Origin of the sequence: Pedobacter sp. PLR (assembly GCF_026239675.1) — a bacterium.
GTDB lineage: Bacteria > Bacteroidota > Bacteroidia > Sphingobacteriales > Sphingobacteriaceae > Pedobacter.
The window spans coordinates 393942-419672 of record NZ_JAPIVQ010000006.1; the positions used below are offsets into that span (position 1 = coordinate 393942).

At 45.3% G+C, this 25731-nt stretch carries 1 protein-coding gene; it reads left to right on the forward strand.

What is annotated here, in order from left to right:
• Positions 1-386: 386 nt before the first annotated feature.
• Complete coding sequence (locus OQX61_RS17070; protein WP_265843003.1) at positions 387-25727, forward strand: choice-of-anchor Q domain-containing protein; 25341 nt, start codon at positions 387-389, stop codon at positions 25725-25727.
• Positions 25728-25731 lie beyond the last annotated feature (4 nt).

Consider the following 25731-nt stretch of genomic DNA (forward strand, 5'->3'; position numbering starts at 1 on the left):
GAGGATGTTGGTCATTTTTTTTAACCTCTTTTGTTTTTTCAAAAACCCCTGTATCAGGACTTAACGGCAGTTTAAATTTCAATTTATTAAGCAGCCGTGTAATTTTGGCTAACTTATTCTAACTTATTGATTTAGCTATCTAAATTTTTACTAAAAGCACAGGTGATTTTATTGTGAAGCAAACTTTATTTTATAGCTTTGCCACTGGGTTGATTTTGTTGTTTAAATCATCAATAAAGCAATTTTCTTATAGTCATTTTTAGGGATGCTTTTCTGAAAAAAGTTTTAAAACACAATTTTCTTTCTTTGGTGGAAAGCTAACAAAATATTTTGCCCCATACATATTGAATCTTAATTTTTTCAAGAAGAAATCCCTTCATCAAATTATGCGTACCTCCCTTTTTAAGGCCATTGCTTTTTCTGTTCTTTTCTTTACCGCTCTTCAAATTTCCGCTCAAACAAAAATTTATGTAAATGCCACTGCAACGGGTTCAAATACCGGCGCAGATTGGAGCAATGCTTATACCGATTTGCTCAATGCCATTACTAAATCTGCTGCCGGAAATGAAATCTGGGTGGCTAAAGGGGTTTACAGTCCGGGAGGAGTATCGGCTTCCACATTTACGCTAAAATCAGGCGTTAAAATGTATGGAGGTTTTGCTGGAACAGAGAGCTTACTGACGCAGCGTGTTGCAGATCCGAATGGCTTGTTTACTGCCAATCAAAGTATCCTGACAGGGAGTAACATCAACAACCATGTGGTGAGTAATGTTGCCGCTCTGACCAAAGAAACGGTTTTAGATGGATTTACCATTAGCGGCGGACGAACAGTAAACGGAAATAACCCGACTGCAGCGGCGAATAGAGGTGCCGGAATTTATAATACTGCCGGATCTGCTGTTTTTCAAAATCTTTGGATTAAAGATAACATCGCCAGTCATTATGGTGCAGGATTTCATAACAATGGAACCGTTACTTTGATCAATCTCCTGCTGGAAAACAACAGCTTTTATAATTCCACATTCAGTAATACCCTTGGAGCGGGGATGTATAATTCTGCAGCAGTAATTTTCAAGGGAATTTCCTTCATCAATAATAGCGGGGCAAGTTCGGGTGCTGGATTGTATAATACGATTGTATCCTCCATGGAGGATAATGTATTTAAAAACAATACTTCTACTGGAAATGGTGGTGCACTAACCAGCACAGTCGGTTTGACTATCGACCGGACCAGCTTTATTCAAAATACTGCCGCTCTGCAGGGAGGAGCCATTTATTCGGGATCAGGAATGACTATTCGTAATTCCATATTCAGTAGGAACAAGATTACCGGAGCACTGGTAGCCAATGTTGGAGGCGCAATATATGGTCTCAGCACCGCGATGAACATCTTCAACTGTAGTTTCAGTAATAACACCATTGCCTATGTCTTTGCTGACAATACGATTACTTACGGTGGCGCTCTAAATGCCGCTGTAGCCTCAAATGTTTACAACAGTATTTTCTGGGGAAATAAAAGAGGAAACAATGTGCCGGATCAGATTGGCGGTGTTAAAATCACCATGGAAAATACCCTTGTTCAGCACAATTACAGCCATGGACTAGACAATATGATTGGGGATCCTGATTTTGTAAATGCAGATCTGGACGACCTTAGGTTGAAAAACGGATCAATAGCGATTGATGCAGGAGACAATTCCAAACAAAGCGGAACAATGGATATCGTGGGAAACGTCAGGTTGATTGGTACTAACATCGACCTTGGTGCTTTAGAAAATCCTTCGGGAATGACGGCTACATTAGACATTCTGCCGGCAACCATCGGGGTTCAGCAACGCGGACTGCCTTATAACCAGTCGCTCAGCATAAAAGGGGGCGCGGCGACCAATTGGGAGGTCACATTTGGCGCATTACCTCCGGGAATTAGTTTAAATCCTCAAACAGGACAGCTGACAGGCATCCCAACCATTGCCGGAAATTATCCGGTAGTGATAAAAGCGACAAACGGAAGTCTGACAGGTAGCAGGCAATTCAATTTTACGATCAGTCCGGGGGTAGCCAGGTTGCATGTCAATGTATCAGCAACCGGGCAAAATAATGGTGTTGACTGGGCAAATGGCTATACCAGATTACAAACGGCGCTGGCGCTGGCTAAAGACGGGGATGAAATCTGGGTGTCTAAAGGTAAATACAGCCCGCATTTAGACTCTGCTTTTGCCATGGTTTCAGGCGTAAAAATATATGGCGGTTTTGCTGGTACAGAGACGGTTTTGAGTCAGCGACGGGCAGATCAATTCGGAAAATTCACCATTAATGAGACCATTTTAAGTGGTAATGGCATTAATAAACACGTAGTACTTAACAATGCAATAATCCTTTCTGTAAACACTTTAATGGATGGTTTTACGATAGCTGAAGGTAATGCAAATGGCACAGGAATAAATGGTCATGGGGCGGGGATATATAATGCGGCAGTTGCTGGTAATGCGATTTTTAGCAACATGATTTTTAAAAATAACAAAGCCAATATCTATGGTGGAGGGATGTATAATCTGGCTTCCGGGTTAAAACTGACCAATGTTCTTTTTGAAAGTAACGAAGTAGTTAGTGGAGCAAGGTTAGGTGGTGGACTGTATAATGCAGGGCCCAGTGCCAGCTTGAATCAGGTTGTTTTCCGCAATAATAAAGCCATTAATGGTGGCGGTATGCACAATACCGTAGGGGGAACAAAAGCGACCCTGACGGAAAGTACTTTTGAAGGGAATAGCAGTGAAACCATGGGCGGTGGACTCTCGAATGTTGGTGATATCAGCCTGACCGATGTAGTCTTTAAAAACAATACCGCTAAAACTACTGGTGGCGGTCTATATACGACTATAAATGCAAACCTCGACCGCGTGTCCTTTCTGGACAATATTGCGGAACAAAAAGGGGGCGGTATTTATGCGGTTGGGACAATTACCATGCGTAATGCGATCCTCAGTAAAAACAGCGTAACCGGAATCGTAGCTGGCTACAATGGTGGAGGGATGTTTGTAGACGGAACAGCGACCATTCAGAACAGCACTTTCAGTAACAATACGATGGCCTCTACTGCTTTAGAGGGTACGTTTGTAGGCGCTGGTTTATGGGCTGGAACAATTACGGTAAATATTCACAACAGTATTTTTTGGGGTAATAAAAGGGGCAATGACGTTGCGGATCAGATTGGCGGTAGCACGCTCAGAGATATGGCCAATAACATTGTCCAGAATAACAGTCTTTCAGGAACAAACAACCTGATTGGTAATCCTGATTTTGAAAATGCTGAACAACATAATCTCCAACTGAAAAACGGCTCTATTGCCATTGATGCCGGTAATAATTTAAAGGTTTCTACGGAAAGTGATTTTGCCGGAAATACCAGGATCATCAACGGAACGGTTGATATTGGCGCCCTGGAAAATCCATTGGGTATGCCGGGGTCTTTAACCATCATGCCGGAAGCAATAGTGCCGCAGATTCGTGGGGCTAACCTTGTACAGGAGCTAATCCTGAGCGGTGGCTCCGGTGTTGCGGAATGGTCTCTGTTGACGGGGGAATTACCTTTTGGAATTAGCCTGGATGCGAAAACAGGAAAGTTAACGGGTATCCCAACGGTTGCCGGCACCTACGTTTTTGTATTGCGTGTTCTGCAGGGAAATAAGGTAGGTACCCGTCAATATACTGTCGTTATTAATGCGGGAGCAACCAGACTGCATGTTAATGCTGCGTCTTCCGGAGATAATAATGGGGTCGACTGGCCTAATGGCTTCAACAACCTGCAAAGTGCATTAGCCATCGCAAAAGATGGAGATGAAATCTGGGTGGCTAAAGGTAAATATAGCCCGAATATAGATGCTTCTTTTGCGATGGTTTCAGGCGTAAAAATGTATGGAGGTTTTGCAGGTACAGAGACGGTTTTAACTCAGCGGCAGGCAGATCAATTCGGAAAATTCACAATTAATGAGACCATTTTAAGTGGTAATGACATCAATAAACACGTGGTACTTAACAATGCCATAGCCCTTTCTGTAAACACTTTAATGGATGGTTTTACCATTTCGGAAGGTAATGCAAATGGTACAGGAATACCTGGTCATGGAGCGGGAGTATATAATGCGGCAATTGCTGGTAATGCGATTTTCAGCAACATGATCTTTAAAAATAACAAAGCCAATATCTATGGTGGGGGGATGTATAATCTGGCTACCGGGTTAAAACTGACCAATGTTCTTTTTGAGAGTAATGAAGTAGTTAGTGGGGCAAGGCTAGGTGGTGGACTGTATAATGCAGCGGCCAATGCCAGCTTGAATCAGGTTGTTTTCCGGAATAATAAAGCATTCAACGGTGGAGGTATTCACAATACAGTGGCAGGAACAAAGGTAACTTTGACGGAAAGCACTTTTGAAGGGAACATCAGCGATGGATTGGGTGGCGGAATAACCAATGTTGGGGACGTCAGCCTGACCGATGTAGTCTTTAAAGACAATACCGCGAAAAGTTATGGTGGCGGTCTCTATACAACTATAAATGCAAATCTCGACCGTGTGTCCTTTCTGGATAACATCGCGGAACAAAGAGGTGGCGGTATTTATGCTAATGGGCCGATTACCATGCGCAATGTGATCCTCAGTAAAAATAGCGTAACCGGACTCCTGACAAACAACTTTGGGGGAGGGATGTATCTGGAAGGTGGCACGGCGAACATTCAGAACAGTACATTCAGTAACAATACAATTGCCTTAACGGCTCTTGAACCAACTTTTATCGGTGGCGGTTTATGGAATGGGGTAAACACGGTAAATATTTACAACAGTATCTTTTGGGGTAATAAAAGGGGGAATGACGTTGCGGATCAGATCGCCGGACCGCTACTTAAAAACATGGCGAACAACATCGTCCAGAACAACTTTAATTCCGGAACAAATAATTTGATTGCTAACCCCGATTTTGCAAACCCTGATCAACATGACCTGCAGTTAAAAAACGGCTCTGTTGCGATTGATGCAGGTACCAATTCCGAAGTATATACGGCAACAGATTTAGCCGGAAAGACCAGGATTGTAAATGGCCTGGTAGATCTTGGTGCCTTTGAAAACCCACTGGGTATGTCGGCTTCTTTAGCCATTCTTCCAACCTCTTTAACGGCATTGCCTCGCGGTACTTCAGTTGAGCTACCTTTTACGCTGAATACCGGAACGGCTCCGGCGACCTGGTCGGTATTTACCGGGGTATTGCCTTTAGGACTTACTTTAAATAGTCAGACGGGGATCATCAGCGGGATTCCGATGATCGCAGGGAGCTACACTTTTGTGCTTCGTGCCCTACAAGGTAGCCTGGTTGGGACAAGACAATATACGATGGTTGTAAACCCCGGAGCCACCAGGTTACATGTTAGCCAGGGCGCTACCGGCATCAATAATGGGGTAGATTGGAACAATGGATTTATCAAACTGCAAAGCGCATTGACACTTGCAAAAGACGGAGATGAGATCTGGGTTGCTAAAGGGAAATACATTCCTGTAGCAGTCCTGGATTCTGCATTTTATATGGTTTCCGGCGTAAAGATGTATGGTGGATTTGCAGGTACAGAAACGGGCTTAAATCAACGTGTAGCAAATACCAATGGCAAGTTTACCGCCAATGAAACCATATTAAGCGGGAATGATTTAAACCGCCATGTCATCACCAATACGACGTTGTTAAACCCCGAAACATTGCTGGATGGTTTTACCATTTCTGAGGGAAATTCCAACCATTCCGGAGGTGGTGTGAATCATCTTGCAGCGGCAGTAAATGGTACTTTCAGGAATCTGATTATCAAAAATAATAAGGGGTATCATTATGGAGCAGGATTTTACAATCTTGCTGCGGCATTAAAAATAGATAATGTGCTTTTCGAAGACAATATTCTTTTGGGAGGAAATCGTTATGGTGCCGGTCTCCATAATACGGGAATAAATGCGGTGATTAATAATGTCATTTTCAGAGGTAACCAGGCAGCGATTGGTGCTGGAGTTTACAATTCTGGAAATGGTGTTTCTATCAATAAAGCGATATTTGAAAATAATCTGGGCAGCAGTTATGGAGGGGCATTGGTGAATGTGGGTTCTACTACCATAACTATCAGCAATTCAGAATTCAATAGAAATAGATCTGATGGGCACTCCGGAGCGATCTACAATGCAGGTATCGCCACGATGACGGATGTTATTTTCAGAGAAAATACTGCGGCTTTGATTGGTGGTGCGATAAATAACGTCGGTACGAATACGCTGGACCGGGTTTCTTTTATCGGCAATACCGCAGTACAAAACGGCGGTGCCTATTATGGTACGATAACCAATACCCTGAACAACGTGGTGTTTAGTCGCAATAAGGTGACAGGACCAACATTTAATGGTGGTGGATTATACTTATACAGTGGTACTTTAGACATCAGCAATGCAACCTTCAGTAATAACAATGTTGTGCTTGCAACAGCGAATGCCGGCGGGGGCTTATTCAGAAATAGCGGGACGGTAAAAATTTATAACAGTGTTTTCTGGGGGAATACCAGAGGTGGCGGACTTTCTGATCAATTGAATACAGGAGTCACGATCAGCAACAGTACGGTAGAAGAAGGTTATGCTACCGGAACGGCTATTTTAGTCGGCGACCCTTTATTTACCAATACAGCAACCGACGACTTAAGTCTGAAAAACGGGTCGCTGGCCATTGATAAAGGAAACAACTCCTATACCAGTACCACTAAAGATATCGAAGGAAATCCACGTTTTTACAATACACTCGTTGACCATGGAGCTTATGAAAACCAGGGTGGTGCTTCCTTAAAAATTACACCGGTAAGCCTGGCAGTAATGACACGTGGCGAAGAGCAGAACATCCAGTTACAGGCTACGGGAGGCAGTGCTGCCTATACCTGGAGCTTATTATCGGGAGATCTTCCTACGGGACTTTTTATCAGTCCTGAGGGTAAAATCCATGGGCGTGCAATGGTTTCTGTAATTGGCGGATATACTTTCGCCATTGCCGTTACTGATGGTACATTGGTCGGATCAAAACAATACACCGTAGAAGTACAGCAGGCAGCAACGCGTATTTATGTTCGCGAAGCCGCAACAGGAGCGAAGAATGGAGTTGACTGGAATCATGCGATTACCGATCTACAGTTAGCGCTGGCACAAGCCGGAACCGGAGATGAAATTTGGGTGGCCAAAGGAGATTACGTTCCGGGAACGGACGTTGCCTCCACTTTTACACTGAAAGAAGGTGTTAAAATGTATGGTGGTTTTGCAGGAACTGAGGACGCCCTTGCGCAACGTCAGCTGGATGCAAATGGACTGTATGCGGTTCATGAATCTATCCTGAATGGGAATGGAAAAAGCTATCATGTAGTCAGCAATACGCTGGCATTAACTGCGGCAACGGTATTAGACGGATTTAGTATCAGCGGGGGAAGGACTGCAATAGGAAGCTCGCCGATTATTTATAGCGCTGCCGGAATTTACAACAATGCAGGAGCGGCAATATTCAGGAACCTTTGGGTTAAAAACAATAATGCTTACTATTTAGGTGCAGGGATTTATAACGTTGGGCCGTCAACATTTGAAAATATCCGCATGGAAAAAAATATCGTGACGGGCGGTGTCGGATATGGTGGCGGACTATACAACACCAATGCCTTCGCAAATTTCAGAAGGCTGACTTTTATTGGGAATGAAGCTACGCAAGGCGGGGGAATGTATAATAGCGTTGCCGAAGTCAAACTGGAAGATGTTACGTTTACAGGCAATAAAGCAAGTACTGGTGGCGGTGCTGGTTTGTATCATAGAGCTGGACTGCTGACCATCAGAAAAGGAAATTTTGAGGGTAATATCTCAGGCGCTACCGGTGCCGGAATATTAAATGCAGGCGTCATTGATGCAGAAGATTTAACCTTTAAAGGCAATATGGCCAGCACTACCGGTGCAGGGTTACACAGTACCGGAACCTTTACCCTGAACCGTGGTTCTTTTATTGCCAACATCAGCGCACAATATGGCGCCGGAATTTTCAATTCATCAATCGTCAGGTTAGACAATGTCATCTTTAGCAGAAATAAGGTGACTAACCCAAATACCAGTGGCTATGGTGCCGGAATGTATCATGCTTCAGGCACAGCGACCCTCTCCAATACAACTTTCAGCAACAATACCACCGCATACACCCATGCGTCAACAGCAACTGGTGCAGGCTTTTTCAAGGTAGCATCCGGAACTGTAGCCATCTATAACAGTATATTCTGGGGCAATAAACGCGGTGGAAATGTACCGGATCAGGTAACTGGCACAGGTTTAACCATTGCCAACGCTATCGTTGAGGGTGGTTATGCAACCGGGACTAACATCTCCATCGGGAATCCATCTTTTACAGATGCGGAGAACGATAACCTAAGGGTTAAAGCGGGGTCTGCGGCTATTGATGCCGGAGATAATGCAGCAACCGGAACATCCAGAGATCTGGACATCAACGAAAGGGTGGTGAACGGTCAGGTAGATATGGGGGCTTATGAAAATCAGGGTGGCGCAAGCCTGAGCATTCTTCCGGCAACGCTTCCTCCGGGAACGCGCGGAGCGATCTTAAACCAGCAGTTTACTGCAACTGGGGGAGAAGCAAAATTAACCTGGGCAGTTTCTTCCGGAAACTTACCTCCAGGACTTTCCCTGAGTGCCGGAGGATGGTTAACCGGCAGAGCGATGGTAGCAGGCAGTTATACTTTTGTCCTATCCGTAACCGACGGCCAGTTTATCGGCAGCAAGCAGTACACTTATATCATCAATGCCGCCGGCACACATTTATACACAAATGAAAAGGCGACAGGGAAAAAGGATGGCAGCGATTGGGAAAATGGATATACAGACTTACAATCGGCCATAACCCAGGCACTTTCAGGAGATGAAATCTGGGTGGCGAAAGGGAATTATAGTCCCGGCTTACTCGTCACTTCTTCTTTCAATTTAAAGGAAAATGTGAAAATATACGGAGGTTTCGCCGGAACAGAAGCAAGCTTAGCAGCACGAAAAATATCAGCAGTAAATACCATAAATAAAAGTACCCTCGATGGTAGTCAGGGCGTAGCAAGTTACCACGTGGTTTCCAATACCCTTGCCCTAACCAATGCCACTTTATTAGACGGATTTACCATTAGCGGAGGAAAGGCTTTAATCACGAACAGCAGCAGTTTAAATGCGAATCATTACGGGGGAGGTATTTATACCAGCCTTGGAAATCCAGTATTCAGTAACCTGATCATTACCGGCAACAATGCCGTTTATGGCGGGGGTATGATGGTGCTGGGCGGTATCGTGACGATCAACAATACGCAGTTTATAGCCAATACCACGAACGGAAGTTACGGTAGGGCATCCGCTTTATTTGTCGGTAGCGGTACCACAGTAAACCTGGATAGTGCCACTTTTGAAAACAATCTGGTCACCATGGGAGCCTATACCACTGCCGGTGCCATGATGAACAACGGTACCGTAACGATGACCAACAGTTCATTTAAAAACAACAGACTCGAAGGAACTACTTATGGACAGGGTGGTGCTTATCACCATGTCGGAGGTGCTTCTTCAAAAATATCAAAAACAACTTTTACAGAAAACACCGCATTAGCTGGTGGAGCGCTTTATGCTTCCAGCGGAGTTCTGGAGCTAAGGGATGTTACCTTTACCGGAAATAAGGCCGCTGCCACAGGTGGAGCCATGCACAATATCGGTACCCCGGTATTAGACCGCGTTTCGTTTATTGGCAACGAATCCGTACAACACGGAGGTGGATTATATTCTTCCGGCGTTATCAAATTAGACAACGTTCTCTTTAGCCGGAATAAGGTCACATCTACCGGAAACTTCTATGGCGGGGGAATGTATGCTGCATCCACCACCAGTTTAATCAATGCCACTTTCAGTAACAACAGCGTTGCCAGAGCTACGGCAGGCGGCGGTGCTTTGTTCCGCGGAGGTGGTGCGGTAAGCATTTACAACAGCATTTTCTGGGGCAATACTTTTGGGGTTAACCTTCCGGATCAGATTTCAGGAGTAGTGACCATTGATCAGAGTATTGTTCAGGGCAATTATACCGGAGGCACAAATATCGTGATCGGGAATCCTTTATTTGTGAATGCCGACCTGGATAACCTGCGTCTAAAAGGAGGATCTCCGGCGATAGATATGGGGAACAATACGAAAATATCGACCTCAAAAGATCTGGAAGGCAATCCGCGTTTAGTCAACGAAACGGTAGATATGGGTGCCTACGAAAATCAAGGGACAGCCAGCCTGATCATCGCACCAGCAAGTTTGGCAGTGTATAGTCGCGGTGATACTTTCGAAGTTCCTTTAACGGTAACCGGTTCTACGGAGCCTCTAACCTGGAGAATTACCTCCGGAAATTTACCGGTAGGTATAGTCCTGAAACCTAATGGTGAGCTTTCCGGCAGACCGATGGTTGCAGGATCTTACATTTTTGTGGTGGCCACAAGCGATGGCACATTACTGGGTAGCAAGCAATATACTTTAGTGGTAAATCCTGCCAGTATGGTCTTGTATGCTAACGTCGCTGCAACTACCGGCAACAATGACGGAAGCAGTTGGGAACATGGATTTACAGACCTGAAAAACGCCTGGAACAAATCAATTAGCGGAGATCAGATCCGGGTGGCGAAAGGAAAATATAGTCCGGGGCCATTGGTCACCGACTGGTTTACCATGAAGGAAAACGTGAAAGTTTACGGTGGTTTTTCCGGAACAGAAAAGACCCTTGAAGAACGCCAGGCAAATAACATCCACACCGAAAACCAAACTACTTTAGATGGTAGTCAGGGAGTCGCCAGCAGACACGTTGTTTTTAACAACCTACCTTTAACCAATGCTACCGTACTAGACGGATTTACAGTTAGCGGCGGACAAGCACTGGCCAATGGCGATACCGACAACCATCGGGGCGGGGGTATTTACAATTATGCAACCGTTAAAGCAGTATTTAATAACCTGCAAATTTTAAATAATAAGGCAGACCGCGGTGCGGGAATCTACAATCAGGGACCGGCAGTATTTACACAACTGCTCTTCCAGAATAATGAAGCCTCCGCTTATGGAGGCGGGATGTACAACCTCAACATCGGAATTACCTTAAACAATGCCACTTTCAAACAAAATACCGCCAAACTTTATGCCGGTGGATTTGCACACAATGGTGGCGTATTAAACGTAGTTAACAGTTCATTTATAAATAACACTGCCGGTCAGCAAGCCGGTGGTATGTACCACCTCGCAGGAACAGCAAACCTGGAAAACGTGGTGTTCAGCAGAAATGAGGTAACCACAGCAGGTGCTTATTATGGTGGAGGGTTATTTGTTGCCGCAGCTGCAACGTTGAACAACGTAACCTTTAGCAATAACAAAATCGCCTTCACACATGCCACTACTTTAGGTGGTGCAGGCTTGTACAGAACTACGGGGGTGATCAATGTGAACAACAGTATTTTTTGGGGGAATAAACGAGGTAACGAAATAACGGATCAGCTCAATGCCGGCATGGTATTGACCTGGTCGCTGGTGCAGGGCGGATATGTTACCGGAACAAATGTACTGATTGGTGATCCGTTATTCCAGCAGGCAGAGGCCGATAACCTACAGCTAAAAGCCGGTTCTCCGGGGATAGATGCCGGAGACAATACGAAGAACAACAGTACCGCAGATCTATCCGGAAATCCAAGGGTAATCAATGATCAGATCGACCTTGGTGCTTATGAAAATCAAGGTGGATCAGGCTTGAAAATCTTGCCTGCAACGTTTGCCCCATTCTTAAGGGGTGTTAATCCAATGATTCAAATGACCGCGACAGGTGGTTCAGGAAACTATACCTGGATTGTACAATCGGGAAGTTTACCGGTGGGTTTAGTCTTAACGCCGGAAGGCTTAATCACAGGGAATCCGACCTTAACCGGTAGCTATACTTTTGTAGCTGCGGCAACGGATGGACAGCTGATCGGAAGTAAGCAATATACGGTTACCGTAACCGGAGGAACTACACGTTTATTTGTAAACCAGGCCGCAACCGGAGGAAACAATGGAAGCAACTGGGCAAATGCGTTTACGGACTTACAACCTGCATTGGCGCAAACCTCGGCAGGGGATGAAATCTGGGTAGCCAAAGGAAGTTATAGCGCCGGTCTCACCATCAGTTCTTACTTCACCTTAAAAGAAGGCGTAAAAATGTATGGTGGTTTTGCCGGAACGGAAGCGCTATTAGCAGAAAGAGATAGTACGGCCATTCGCGGCCTCCATGAAACCATTCTCGATGGAGGTAAAGGCGTAGCAAGTTATCATGTGGTCTACAATACCGCAGCCTTAACAGCTGCCACGGTGCTGGATGGGTTTAGTATTGAAGGAGGAAAATCAGCGACTTCTTACGGTTCCTCTTCCAATGTCAATTACTATGGCGGCGGGATTTACAATATAGCGGGATCAGCGGTGTTCCGCAACCTCTGGATTAAAAATAACATCGCCACTTATGGTGCCGGTTTATACCACCAGGGAGCAGCAAGCTATACCAATATCACCTTCAGCAATAACGAAACGAAAGGTTATGCGGCAAGGGGATCTGCGGTTTACAATGCGGGTGGATTTAAACTTCAAAACGGATTTTTTGAAAACAATAAGATCACAGAATCGGCCAGCTATACCGGATATGGAGCAGGGATTTTCAATGCCGGAGCTTTAGAACTGAATGATGTTAAATTTATCAATAACACGATTAACAGCGGACAGGGAGGTGCAATTTACTCCAACTCCGGAGCGGTTATCAAGCTTAAAGAGGCTACGTTTACCGGAAATAAAGCCACAATTGCCGGGGCTGTATTCCTGGCCAATGGAACCCTGGACCTGAGTTCAGCAACATTTAAAGACAATGCCGCTACCACAACCGGAGGCGCAATTTATAGCGCAGCAACGATGTCTTTAAATCGCATCCAGTTTACCGGAAATACGGCCGTTCAGCATGGGGCAGCCATCTGGACTACCGGTACCTTGAAAATTGACAATAGTGTTTTCAGCAGAAATAAGGTGACCTCTACTTCCGGCTATTTTGGAGGCGCAATATATATCGGCTCAGGAACTACAAACATCAGCAATGCGAGTTTCAGTGGCAACAGCATCAACTATGTCAACCCAAGCGTAACGTTAAGCTACGGAGGGGCAATACACCGCAGCTCTGGAACTGTAAATGTTCACAACAGTATCTTTTGGAACAACAAACGAGGCAATAATGTAGCGGATCAGTTGAACGCAGGAATCATCACCGGTAGTTCCATTGTTCAGCATAATTATGCTACCGGAACAGACATTAAGATCGGTGATCCGATGTTTGAAGATGCTTTAACAGACAACCTCAAATTAAAAGGAGGATCTTTAGCCATCAATGTGGGCGAGAACAGCTGGCAGACTTTTGATAAAGATCTGGCCGGAAATCCCAGGGTAGTAAATGATGTAGTTGATCTGGGCGCCTACGAACATGATGGCGCCGGACAATTGATGATTAGTCCGCCGGTGATTCCGGACCTCATCAGAGGAACTTATCTGGACCTCCAGTTCACTTATACCGGAACCACATCACCGGTTACCTGGAGCTTCCAGGGGGGTAAACTACCCACCGGACTGGTCTTCTTGCCGGATGGTAAATTAAGAGGAACACCAACATTAACCGGCAGCTACACCTTTGTAATCGGTGCCGGAGACGGAACAATCGCAGGAAACAAACAATATACAGTAATCGTAAAAGAAGGATCAGCCCGCTTATTTGTTCATCAGACCGCAACCGGCGATAATAACGGAAGTAACTGGCAACATGCTTTTACAGATTTACAGGCAGCAATGGCGCAAGTCAAAGCAGGGGATGAAATCTGGGTGGCAAAAGGGATTTATTCTCCGGGTGCATTAGTCAGCAGCACGTTCACTTTGAAAGAAGGACTGAAAATATACGGTGGTTTTGCAGGAACGGAAACCTTGTTAACGGATAGAATCCCGGATAACATCGCGACTACAAATGAAACCATTCTTGGGGGTGGGGCCGCGGTGATCAGTTACCACATCGTCTATAATACCGCAGCCTTAACTTCGGCAACGGTACTGGACGGTTTCAGTATTCAGGGCGGAAAAGCAGCATGGAGTTACGGCTCTTCTTCCAATGCCAACTATTATGGCGGAGGAATTTACAATACCGCAGGAACAGCGATCTTCCGAAACCTATGGATCAAGGATAACATGGCTACTTATGGTGCAGGTTTGTACCATGCCGGAGACGCAGAATACAGTAACATCAGGTTTACAAACAACACGGCAAAAGGCTATGCGGCACGTGGTGCGGCAGTATATAACGGGAGAGGTTTTGCCTTAACCAAAGGTGTTTTTGAAGGCAATAAAATCACAGAATCTGCCAGTTATACCGGTTACGGAGCAGCCATTTTTAACACCGGTTTGCTGGAGCTGGAAGATGTGAAATTCTTAAACAACATCATTGCCAACGGACAAGGAGGCGCGATTTATAACAACTCTGGTGCAGGTCTTAAAATCTTTAAATCGGAGTTTACCGGAAATAAAGCAACTACTGGCGGCGCCTTGTTTATCGCCAATGGCTACCCGGAAATTACGGAAGTTACCTTCCGGGGCAATGCAGCTACAGGAATGGGAGGGGCCATTTATGCCGCCGGAACACCAGTATTAAACCGCGTTTCTTTTATTGAAAACACGGCTGGACAACATGGTGGGGCCATCTGGACCAACGGTAGTATCAGAATCGACAATAGTATTTTTAGTCGCAATAAAGTGAGTTCAACGGTTGGTCATTATGGAGGGGCGATGTATGTCAACTCCGGAGAAGCATTGATCAATAACGTGACCTTTAGCAACAACAGCATCAATTATATCAACGCCAGTGCCACCTTAAATTACGGAGGGGCATTGTACCGGAACTCGGGTGTGGTGACGCTTCATAATAGTATCCTCTGGGGCAATAAACGCGGTAATAATGTAATGGATCAGCTCAATGCAGGCATCATAGCCGGCAGCACTTTAATCCAGAACAACTATGCCACCGGAGAGGATATCAAGTTTGGAGATCCGATGTTTGAAAACGCAGCAGCGGATAACCTGAAACTAAAAGGCGGATCTCTGGCTATTGATGCCGGAAGAAACAGCTGGCAGGGATTCGATAAAGACCTTGCCGGGAAAGCGAGGGTCATCAACGACCTGGTGGACCTTGGCGCCTATGAAAATGAAGGCGGAGAAAGTCTGATCCTAAATCCGGTAAGCATTGCTCCTTTGAAAAGAGGTGCATATGTAGAAATCCAGCTGACGGCAACAGGAACCACCTTACCGGTTACCTGGTCCTTACAGGGCGGTAAATTGCCGACAGGATTGATATTCCTGCCGGATGGAAAGTTAAGGGGTACGCCAACAGTAGTGGGCAGTTATACCTTCGTGATCGGGGCTACAGATGCCATCATGGGCGGAAACAGACAGTATACGGTTAACATCTTAAATGGTTCAGGAAGGCTGTTTGTACACCAGACCGCAACCGGCGATAATAACGGTAGCAACTGGCAACATGCCTTTAAAGATTTACAGGTTGCCTTAGGTCAGACTTCTGCGGGAGATGAGATCTGGGTGGCCAGGGGGACTTACAGTCCGGGCTTACTCATCAGTTCTACTTTCACTTTAAAAGAGGGGGTGAAGATCTATGGTGGTTTTGCAGGAACAGAAACTTTGCTGACGGATAGAGACAGTACGGCCGTTCGAGGCATCAATGAAACCATCCTTGATGGTAGTCTGGGCAAACCGAGTTACCATGTGGTTTACAATGCGGCTGCGTTAACCAATGCAACGGTGCTGGATGGTTTTTCTATCCAGGGAGGAAATGCCGGAACCAGCTATAACAGCTACTATTACAATGGCAATTATTACGGCGCAGGGATTTACAATTCTGCCGGTGCAGCGGTTTTTAACCACTTATGGATTAAGAACAATGTGGCCAGTTATGGAGGTGGTATTTACCATTCTGGAACAGCCAGCTATAGCAATATTATCTTCAGCAATAACCGTACAACAGGACAATATGCCCGTGGTTCGGCGGTTTACAATGCCGGTGGTTTCAAGCTTAAAGGAGGGGTTTTTGAAAACAATAAGATCATTGAATCGGCCAGTTATCCGGGCTACGGATCGGCCCTGTTCAACGCGGGGCTGGCAGAGCTGAGGGATGTCCGCTTCGACAATAACACGATCACCAACGGACAAGGAGGCGCAATTTACAGCAATTCCGGAGCAGCACTAACCATTACCAATGCCAGTTTTACCGCCAATAAATCCACTACAGGTGGCGCAGTTTTTATCGCCAATGGAACACCGGTATTCACAAATGTGACTTTCAAAAACAATACCGCCACAGGTAGTGGTGGGGCACTTTATGCCAGCGGGACTTTAACCTTAAACAGAACTTCATTTACCAATAATACCGCCGGATTGCATGGTGGAGCGGTATGGTCTAACAGTGTGTTTAAACTCGATAACAGTACTTTTAGCAGGAACAGCGTGATTTCATCAGCCGCTAATTATGGAGGCGCGATTTACATCTACTCCGGAACAGCAGTGCTTACGAACAACACGTTCAGCAACAACAGCATCAATTATTTCAAGACTGGTCTGGTAAATTATGGCGGTGCCATTTACAGAAATGCAGGAACGGTAACGCTGAATAACAGTGTGCTTTGGGGCAATACAAGAGGATCTTCAACAGCAGATCAGCTTAACCTGAACATTAAAGTGAACAATTCCCTGATCCAGGGAGGATATTCAACAGGCGCAAACATCATTGATGCCGACCCGGTGTTTGCAAACGCAGCAGCGGATGACTTATCCCTTACCGGGTGCTCACCTGCGATAAATACGGGAGAAAATACCCTCGTAGTTGCAGGAAGTAAAGACCTTCCCGGATTGGAAAGAATCCAGTCGCAGTGGGTAGATATGGGTGGATTAGAATACCAGCAAGGAGTGGTTGAGGTGCAGCCTGCCACAATGCCTCAGGGGAATCGTGGAGAGGCTGTTACCGTGCAATTACAAGGCATTACCGGAAATGGAAGTAATGGAACCGGAGGAACTGCCGGCAACTATACTTATCAGGTGATCTCAGGAAAACTTCCTGACGGCCTTTCAATGACGCCAACAGGCTTGATCAGCGGTAATCCTATCGTGATTGGCAAATATACTTTTGTGGTCAAAGCAACCGATGGCAACCTGTGTGGCCACCGCATGTACAACATGGAAATTGTGGCAGGAACCGGTGTGGTTCGCATCCTGGTCAATCAGGCCGCAGTTGCCGGACAAAATAACGGTAGCACCTGGGACAATGCTTACCTCGACCTGCAAAATGCCTTGAAAGTATCTCTGGCAGGAGATGAAATCTGGGTAGCGAAAGGGACTTACAGTCCGGGACCACTCATCACCTCTGCCTTCCAGATGAAAGAAGGGGTTAAAATATATGGTGGTTTTGCAGCCACAGAAAACCTGCTTTCAGAAAGAGATACAATAAACACAAGAACACTTAATCAAACTATTTTAGACGGTAAAAATATCAACAGACACGTCGTTTTCAATAATAAAGTCCTGACTAAAGCAACCGTTCTGGATGGTTTTACCGTCACTGCCGGGCGGACAGTAATAGGAAATAGCGGTAGTGAACCTTACATCGGTGCCGGTATTTATAACGTTTCCGGGGCCATGATCTTTAACGACCTCTGGATCAAAAATAACAATTCCAGTAATTATGGAGGCGGGATGTATAATGCCGGGGCATCGGTATTAACAAAGATCACTTTTGAAAACAATACGGTAAGCACTGGAAGCTACTCGTATGGTGGTGGACTGTATAACTCCGGTGCTGTCACCATGAAACAGGTGGAATTCCTGAACAATAGCGCAAATACCGGTGGTGGATTGTACCATGTAACGGGCGCATTGATGATGAGTAATGTGGTTTTTAAAGAGAACAAAGCAAGCTTAACCGGTGGTGGCTTTTATGCTTATACCGGCAAAATTACCATAGATGGTGCTAAGTTTATCGCGAATACCTCGGTGCAGCATGGTGCTGGTTTATACCAGTACGTGTCTGTGTTAACCTTAAATAACGCCGTGTTCAGCAGGAATAAAGTGACCGGTACCGCTGGGTATTTCGGTGGGGGTATGTATCAGTATACTTCAACGTCTAACCTGAACAACGTTACTTTTAGCAACAACAGTATCGCCTATGTAAATGCTGCGCTTACTAAATATGGAGGCGGTATTTATCGCAATGCCGGTACATTAAACTTGCAAAACAGCATTCTTTGGGGCAATAAACGAGGCAATAACGTAGCGGATGAGTTGAACCTGAATGTGAAGGTGAGCAATGCCCTGATTCAGGGTGGATATGTTGCAGGGAAAACGGTGATTGATGCAAACCCGATGTTCAACCTCAGCAACCCCGACGACCTTTCTCTATCAGCTTGTTCGCCAGCCATCAATATGGGAGACAATGTCTTTGCTGCGGGATTAACAAAAGATGTAGCCGGTAAAAACAGGATCATGGCGGATGCCGTAGATCTGGGTGCTTATGAAAATCAGCAGAACAGAATTATGGTGGGACCAGCGGCACTGCCGGAAGGTATCCGCGGTCAACGTTATACTCAGCAAATAAACGCTACCGGTGGCAGCGGCACTTATAACTATGCCATCAGCTATGGTAAATTGCCAGATGGCTTGTTAATGAGTACTTCAGGAACCATCACTGGTCGTCCGATCAATAGCGGAATTTATACGTTTAATGTAACAGCAAATGATGGTACGCTTTGTGGAAACAGATTGTACACCGTAGACGTGAGACCGGGGATCGGTGGTGTGCGGATTTATGTGAATCAGGCAGCTACCGGAATGGACAATGGCGCCGACTGGACCAACGGTTACCTTGACCTTCAGAAAGGGATGGCTTCTGCTCTGGCCGGGGATACCGTCTGGGTAGCGAAAGGGAAATATAACCCGGGAGTTAAAGTCACAGACTACTTTACCCTCAAAGAAAATGTGAAGCTGTTTGGTGGTTTTGCAGGAACAGAAAATGAGTTTGAAGACCGGAATCCGGAAACAATTGCGACAACAAATGAGACGATTTTAAGCGGAGATAACAGAAATTACCATGTCCTTTATAACCGCATTGCCTTAACAAATGCAACCATCGTAGATGGATTTAGCATTGTAGCTGGAAAGACCGCAGTAGGTTCCAACTCGAGCAGCGAGTTATATTATGGTGCCGGTATTTACAACGCCCTGGGGAAAATCATCTTTAGAAACCTTTGGATTAAAGACAATGTGGCCTATACGTATGGAGGTGGTGTTTTCAATAGTGGTGCCGCCGAATTTACCAATGTCATTCTGGAAAATAACACCGCAGTTGTAGGTAGTTATGCCCTCGGTGGTGGGATGTACAATTCCGGTGCTGCGACTTTTAAAGACGTAAAATTCATCAACAATAAATCGAAAACCGGTGCAGGTTTATACAATATCAGCTCGGCAATTACGATGGACAAAGTGGATTTTAAAGACAATGCCGCTTCCATTTCCGGAGGTGCATTGTACAACGCCAGCAATGGGAAACCAGTGATCACAAATGCCAGATTTATTGGAAATACTGCAGTACAACATGGTGGTGCCATCTACCAGTATTCGGGAACGTTAAACATCACGAATGCGGTGTTCAGCAGGAATAAGGTAACAAGTACAGGTGGTTATTATGGCGGTGCTTTGTATCATTATAATGGAGTCACCAATCTGATAAATACTTCCATCGCCAACAACAGCATCGCCTATGCGAATACTTCCGCTGCCAATCAATACGGTGGCGCAGTCTATCGTTACACGGGAACGCTGAATATTTACAATACCATTTTATGGGGTAATAAACGCGGAAATAAAGTAGCCGATCAGCTAACCACAGGAATTATTGTGGCCAATAGCACTATTGAAAATGGTTATAAAACCGGTACTTTAATCTTTACCAAAGACCCTCAGTTTAACAATCCTGAGGGAGATGAGTTGTCGCTTTCGCCATGCTCTCCATCCATCAATATGGGGGATAACAACAAGATTGCCGGTATAGGTCTGGACCTTGCCGGAGCGCAGCGGATTCAGCACAATACGGTAGATATCGGGGCTTATGAGTTCCAGGGATTGTATCTGGAAAATGCAGAACAACAGCTTCCGGAAGCCGATCAATGGAGCCCTTATAGCCACCAGGTTACCTTGGCTACAGCGGGGAATTACACCTTTACACTCTCTCAGGGCCTATTACCTGATGGGATGACGCTAAGTCCTGCCGGCTTGATTTCCGGAGAAGCAACCGTGGCCGGGGAGTACGAATTTACCCTTGCCGTGGCCGGTGATAATGTATGCGGTTCCCTGAAAATTAAACTGAAAGTAAACACCAGAGAACCTTATATCATAGAGGTCTTAAAACCTTACCCGCTGCCGGTGAAAATAGATACAGGAACACCATTCGACCAGTTAACCCTGGTGCCGCAGGTAGAAGTGGTAATGAGTGATCAGAGCCATGCAAAGTTCCCTGTAACCTGGCTGCCGGGAGATTATAACGGCAATGTTGAAGGAGTATATACGTTGATTGGAAATATTACAGTGCCTAAGCCGGAAATGAACAGGAACAACCTGACCGCCACCGCGAAAGTTGCCGTTTTAGATCCTGTATTTCCTTATATCATCGCCCTGGAAGAGTTACCTCCGGTATATGTATGGTCAGGAACGCCTTTCTCAGAAGTATTGCCATTATTGCCAAAACAGGTTCGCGTAACTTATGATGACCGCGTAACCACAGATATGCTGACTTTAATCTGGAAACAAGGGACCTATGACCTGAAATCAGGTGTATATCGCTTATACGCAGACCTGGTATTGAAAGAAATTCATGCCAATCCAGCCGGATTTGAAGCCAGTGTGGATGTGTATGCGCAACATGATGTCATTGCCATAGAGCCTTTAGCAGACATTACCGTGCCTTTACATACGCCTGCAGCGAACCTGCCATTGCAGTCCTCGATCAGGGTAACTTACCATGATCAGACTACAGGATTCCTGAGCGTGATCTGGGATAAATCTCTATATATGCCTGCAAAAGGCGATGAGTATGATTTAAAGGGCGATTTACAACTGAAACCCCTGATCTCTAACAGCAAGCATTTGTTAGCAGATCAGAAAGTCATCATCCGTAAAAATATCGTTTCTGTGCTTCCGGTGGCGGCGGTTAGTACGCCTTATGCAACGGTATTTGATGATGTGCTGCTACCGCAAACGATCAAAGCGAAGTTTGATGACGGGACCACAGATACGGTAGGTGTAGAATGGAAACCCGGGAATTACAATCCTATAGTTTCCGGAGACTATAACTTAACCGGTAAATTGCTCCATAATTCCAGTATAGATAACACGGGGAATCTGGAAGCAAAGCTGGTGTTAACGGTCCTTCCAAAACCTAAAAACATTGTGTCTATCAGCAAGCCAGATTCAGTAAACGTAGCTTTTGGCACCAGGTTGAATGCGATTGAAACCTTAAAACTTGCGGTTCCGGTGACTTATGATGATGGCAGTACAGGGAGTTTAAACATGACCTGGGATACGGAAGCTTACGATCCCCTGAAACCGGATGTTTATACTTTTGATGGAGATCCTATCCTGATTCCGGGAGTGGCGAACAAAGACCTGCGCAGCACTACCATCACGATTATTCTTGGTAAAAAAGAGATCATTGCGGTAACAAATCCTGCTTTAATAAACGTAAAATATGGTACGGAAACGGATCAGATTGGCTTACCAGATGAAGTAACAGTGACTTATAATGATCAGTCAGCAGGAACAGAAGGGGTGCTTTGGAATTCTGCAACGTATAACCGTTTGCAGGAAGGCAGCTATACTTTTAAAGGGGAAATCGTGATCCATGATCAGATTGAAAACCCGAATCTGCGCTATGCAGAGGTGATCGTAAAAGTTGGCCAGAAACCATTAAAAGTAGTCACTGCGCTTGCCGACTCGTTGAACATTCCTTATGGTACCACCTTTAATGCGGCGAAAGCATTGTTTCCTAAAAAGGCAGCAGTAACCTATGATAATGGAACTTCAGGGAGCTTAAATGTAACCTGGCTGGAAGGAGATTACCTGGCGGATGAACCAGGCACTTACCAATTGGTCGGAGAACTGGAAACACCGGATGGATTCATTAATCCGGACAGTGTAAAGGCAGATTTAAAAGTAAACATCGGCAAACGTATCATCAAATCTTATCTCGCTCCGGATCCATTAACCGTGTTTTTTGGAACAGATGCAGGGGCCTTGATTTTACCGGATGCTTTGATGGCAGAGTTTGTATCTGGCGGAATGCAGGACCTCGGTGTAACCTGGGATCTGACTCCTTACCATGGGAATCTGGAGGGGAAATATGCAGTCGCCGGTACGTTTATCCTGCCGGATGATGTGGAGAATTCCAAAGGAATCATTCCTGAAATAGAAATAAACGTATTGCCAAGAGCCAAAGAAATCCGCAGTTTAAAGGCAGATACGATAATAGTGGTTTATGGTACAAAATTAAAAGACCTGATCTTCCCAACGCATCGCAATGCGAAATTAGACGACGGGACAAACCAGGATGTTCCGGTGATGAACCCTTCATTTGAAAGTCTGGATTACGACGAAACACAGGCAGGAACTTACCTTTTTGAAGGAGAGTTGCTATTGCCACAAGGGATACAAAATCCAGACAATTTACCTGCTCAGGTATGGATTAAAGTAGCGAAGAAAGAGATTGTATCCATCACGCCAATTGCGCCTTTAAGCGTGGCTTATGGCACCGGATTCGACGCATTAACCTTACCGGAATCAGTGAAAGTAATTTATAATGACCAGTCGGAAGATTTGTTGTCGGTAGATTGGGTAAAAGGAACTTACAATGAAAAGTTAGCGGGTACTTATATTCTTCCGGGAACTATGGTGATCCCTGCTGAGATTGACAATCCTAACTCCCTGCAACCGACGCTCAGCGTAACCGTAGCAGAGAAAATCAGGATCTTGGTTGCTATTACTGCGGATTCTCTGCTGGTAGCAAACGGAACAGCATTAAATACCCTGGGTTTACCAGCTAAAATATCAGGTGTTTTTGATGACGGTTCTACAGAAATGCTAACCGTTTCAAACTGGGAAAATACAGATTATAGCCCATTGGAATCTGGAACTTATGAGTTCATTGGAATGGTGGCCATTCCGGTAAACACCGAAAATCCAAATGATTTAACGGCCCTGCTGGAAGTTAAAGTAGCACCAAGGTTTGTCGTTTCCGTGGCTACGATACCAGATATGACTGTTCCTCACGGGACTTTATTTACCAATCTGGCATTGCCTGCTATGGTCGACGTAACTTATAATAATCAACAGGTAGAGCCGTTGTCTGTCCTTTGGGAGCCCGGAACTTTCGATGGAAATACCGCTGGCGAGTATTCGTTAAACGGTGTATTACTACCTGATAGTCCGGAAGAAAACAAGGACAATAAATCAGCAGCAATCAAGATCATCGTACAAATTCCATTATTGCAGATCAATGCGGTGACGGTAAATACACCGGTTCATTTTCCTTTAGGAACCACCAAAGCAAGCTTGATGACACAATTGGGTGCTTCTCTGCCGGTAATGTATACGGTTGGCACAACAGGCCTTGCCGGAGTAACCTGGGAATCTGCTGACTTTATGGAAAACGAGGTGGGCAGCTTTAACTTTACAGGGATTCTGGATCCTGCGGACGGGGCTTCAAACCCAACAGATATTACGGCTAAAGTTGAGGTGATCATCGATCAGAAAAATATCATTTCAGTAGAAGAATCAACTGCATTGGTAGATGTGTATGGCAAGTTGTTTAGTGCCCTGGAACTGCCTTTAGCGGTTAAAGTAACTTACGATGACGGGAGTACGGAAGAGCTGCCGGTCCTTTGGGAAGAGGCAGGTTATCAAAGTAACCTGTTACAGCAACAGACAATTACCGGAGAAATACAACTGACAAACGACATTAGAAATACTTTAGATCTGAAAGGGAAAATCAAGATTACCCTGCAAAAGGATATCGATTCTGTAGCTGTAACTACACCAATAACGGTGGCTTACGGTACGCCGTTTTCCGGATTGGGATTACCTGCTCAGGTGGAAGTGACCTATAATGATGGTTCAAAAGAAAATCTGGCAGTAACCTGGGATCCTGCAGCCTATGCCGCGGCTCCAATTGGCGAATTGTTAATGGTTGGTGATTTAACCTTAGCGCCAAATACCGTCAATACTACTTTGCAAACGGCACTGGCTACAATTCATATTCAGAAAGGCATGCAAGTGATCAATTTCTCCGCAATTGCAAATAAGCAATATGGTGATGATGCCTTCCGCTTGCAGGCTACGGCTTCTTCCGGTTTGCCGGTTACTTTTGAATTGCTGGACGGTCACCTTGATCTGAATGGCGATCTGGCCACTATTGAAGGTGCAGGAGCAGTAGTCATTAAAGCCGTTCAGGCAGGAAATGCATTTTATGAAAAAGCAGAGGCTGAACAAAGATTTGTAATCAGCAAAGCTTTACTGAGCGTTCATGGCGATACTTTGAAACGTTTCTTTGCCCATGAAAATCCATCATTTACGTATCAAATGAAAGACTTTAAATATGGCGAAACGGAATGGAGTGTAAGGGCTGCGGCTAAGTTGACAGGAGCGCCGGAAATCAACACTACGGCTACCCTGGCCAGCTTACCTGGTGTTTACCCGGTAACGTTGAGCATTGGCGATTTACAGGCCGATAATTATGATTTTAGTTTTGTGAATGGCTCATTGGAAATTTCCAGATCGTACCATACCATCACCTGGGAAAGTAATGGTGGTACCGTGGTGGCAGCGCAGGTAGTAGAAGACCAGACTTTAATTACTCCGGCTGTGAGCACTAAGGATGGCGTTGTTTTTTATGCCTGGTATAGTGATCAGAATATGGAAACTGTTTTTAATTTTGGCCTCCCAATTACAGAAAGCATGACGCTTTATGCAGATTGGAAGTTAAGCCCATTGCCAACATCCGGAGGGATTAGCATGAAGATGGTGGCAGATTATATGCTCGCTATCGGAGAACTAAATGAGACAGAAAGAAAAGCACCGTTCTCCCTGGCGGGTTTAAATGCGAAGAGCCACTTAGATGATAAGTTGCCTCCCTTTAAACTGACGGAATGGTATGGTTATGCAGCGGTTAAAAAACCACTGTTAAAAACGGTTGCGGTTACGGCTAAAAGCAGCTCAGCAGTGCTTACAGGCATGACTTTAACGGACGATGGCGAATCGGCAATTACGGAATCCGGAATCTGCTGGAGCACGGTGCCAAATCCGACACTGGCGGATGGGAAAGTGATTGCAGGAGCGGATGCTTTAGTGATCAGTCTGGAAGGCCTGAGCACAGGGATACCGTATTATGTGAAAGCATATGCGATAAATAAATCGGGACTGGCCTACGGAAATGAAGTGGCTTTCCTGATCAATGAAAATGGTTTAATAGAAATTGTAAAGAAATAAAGGA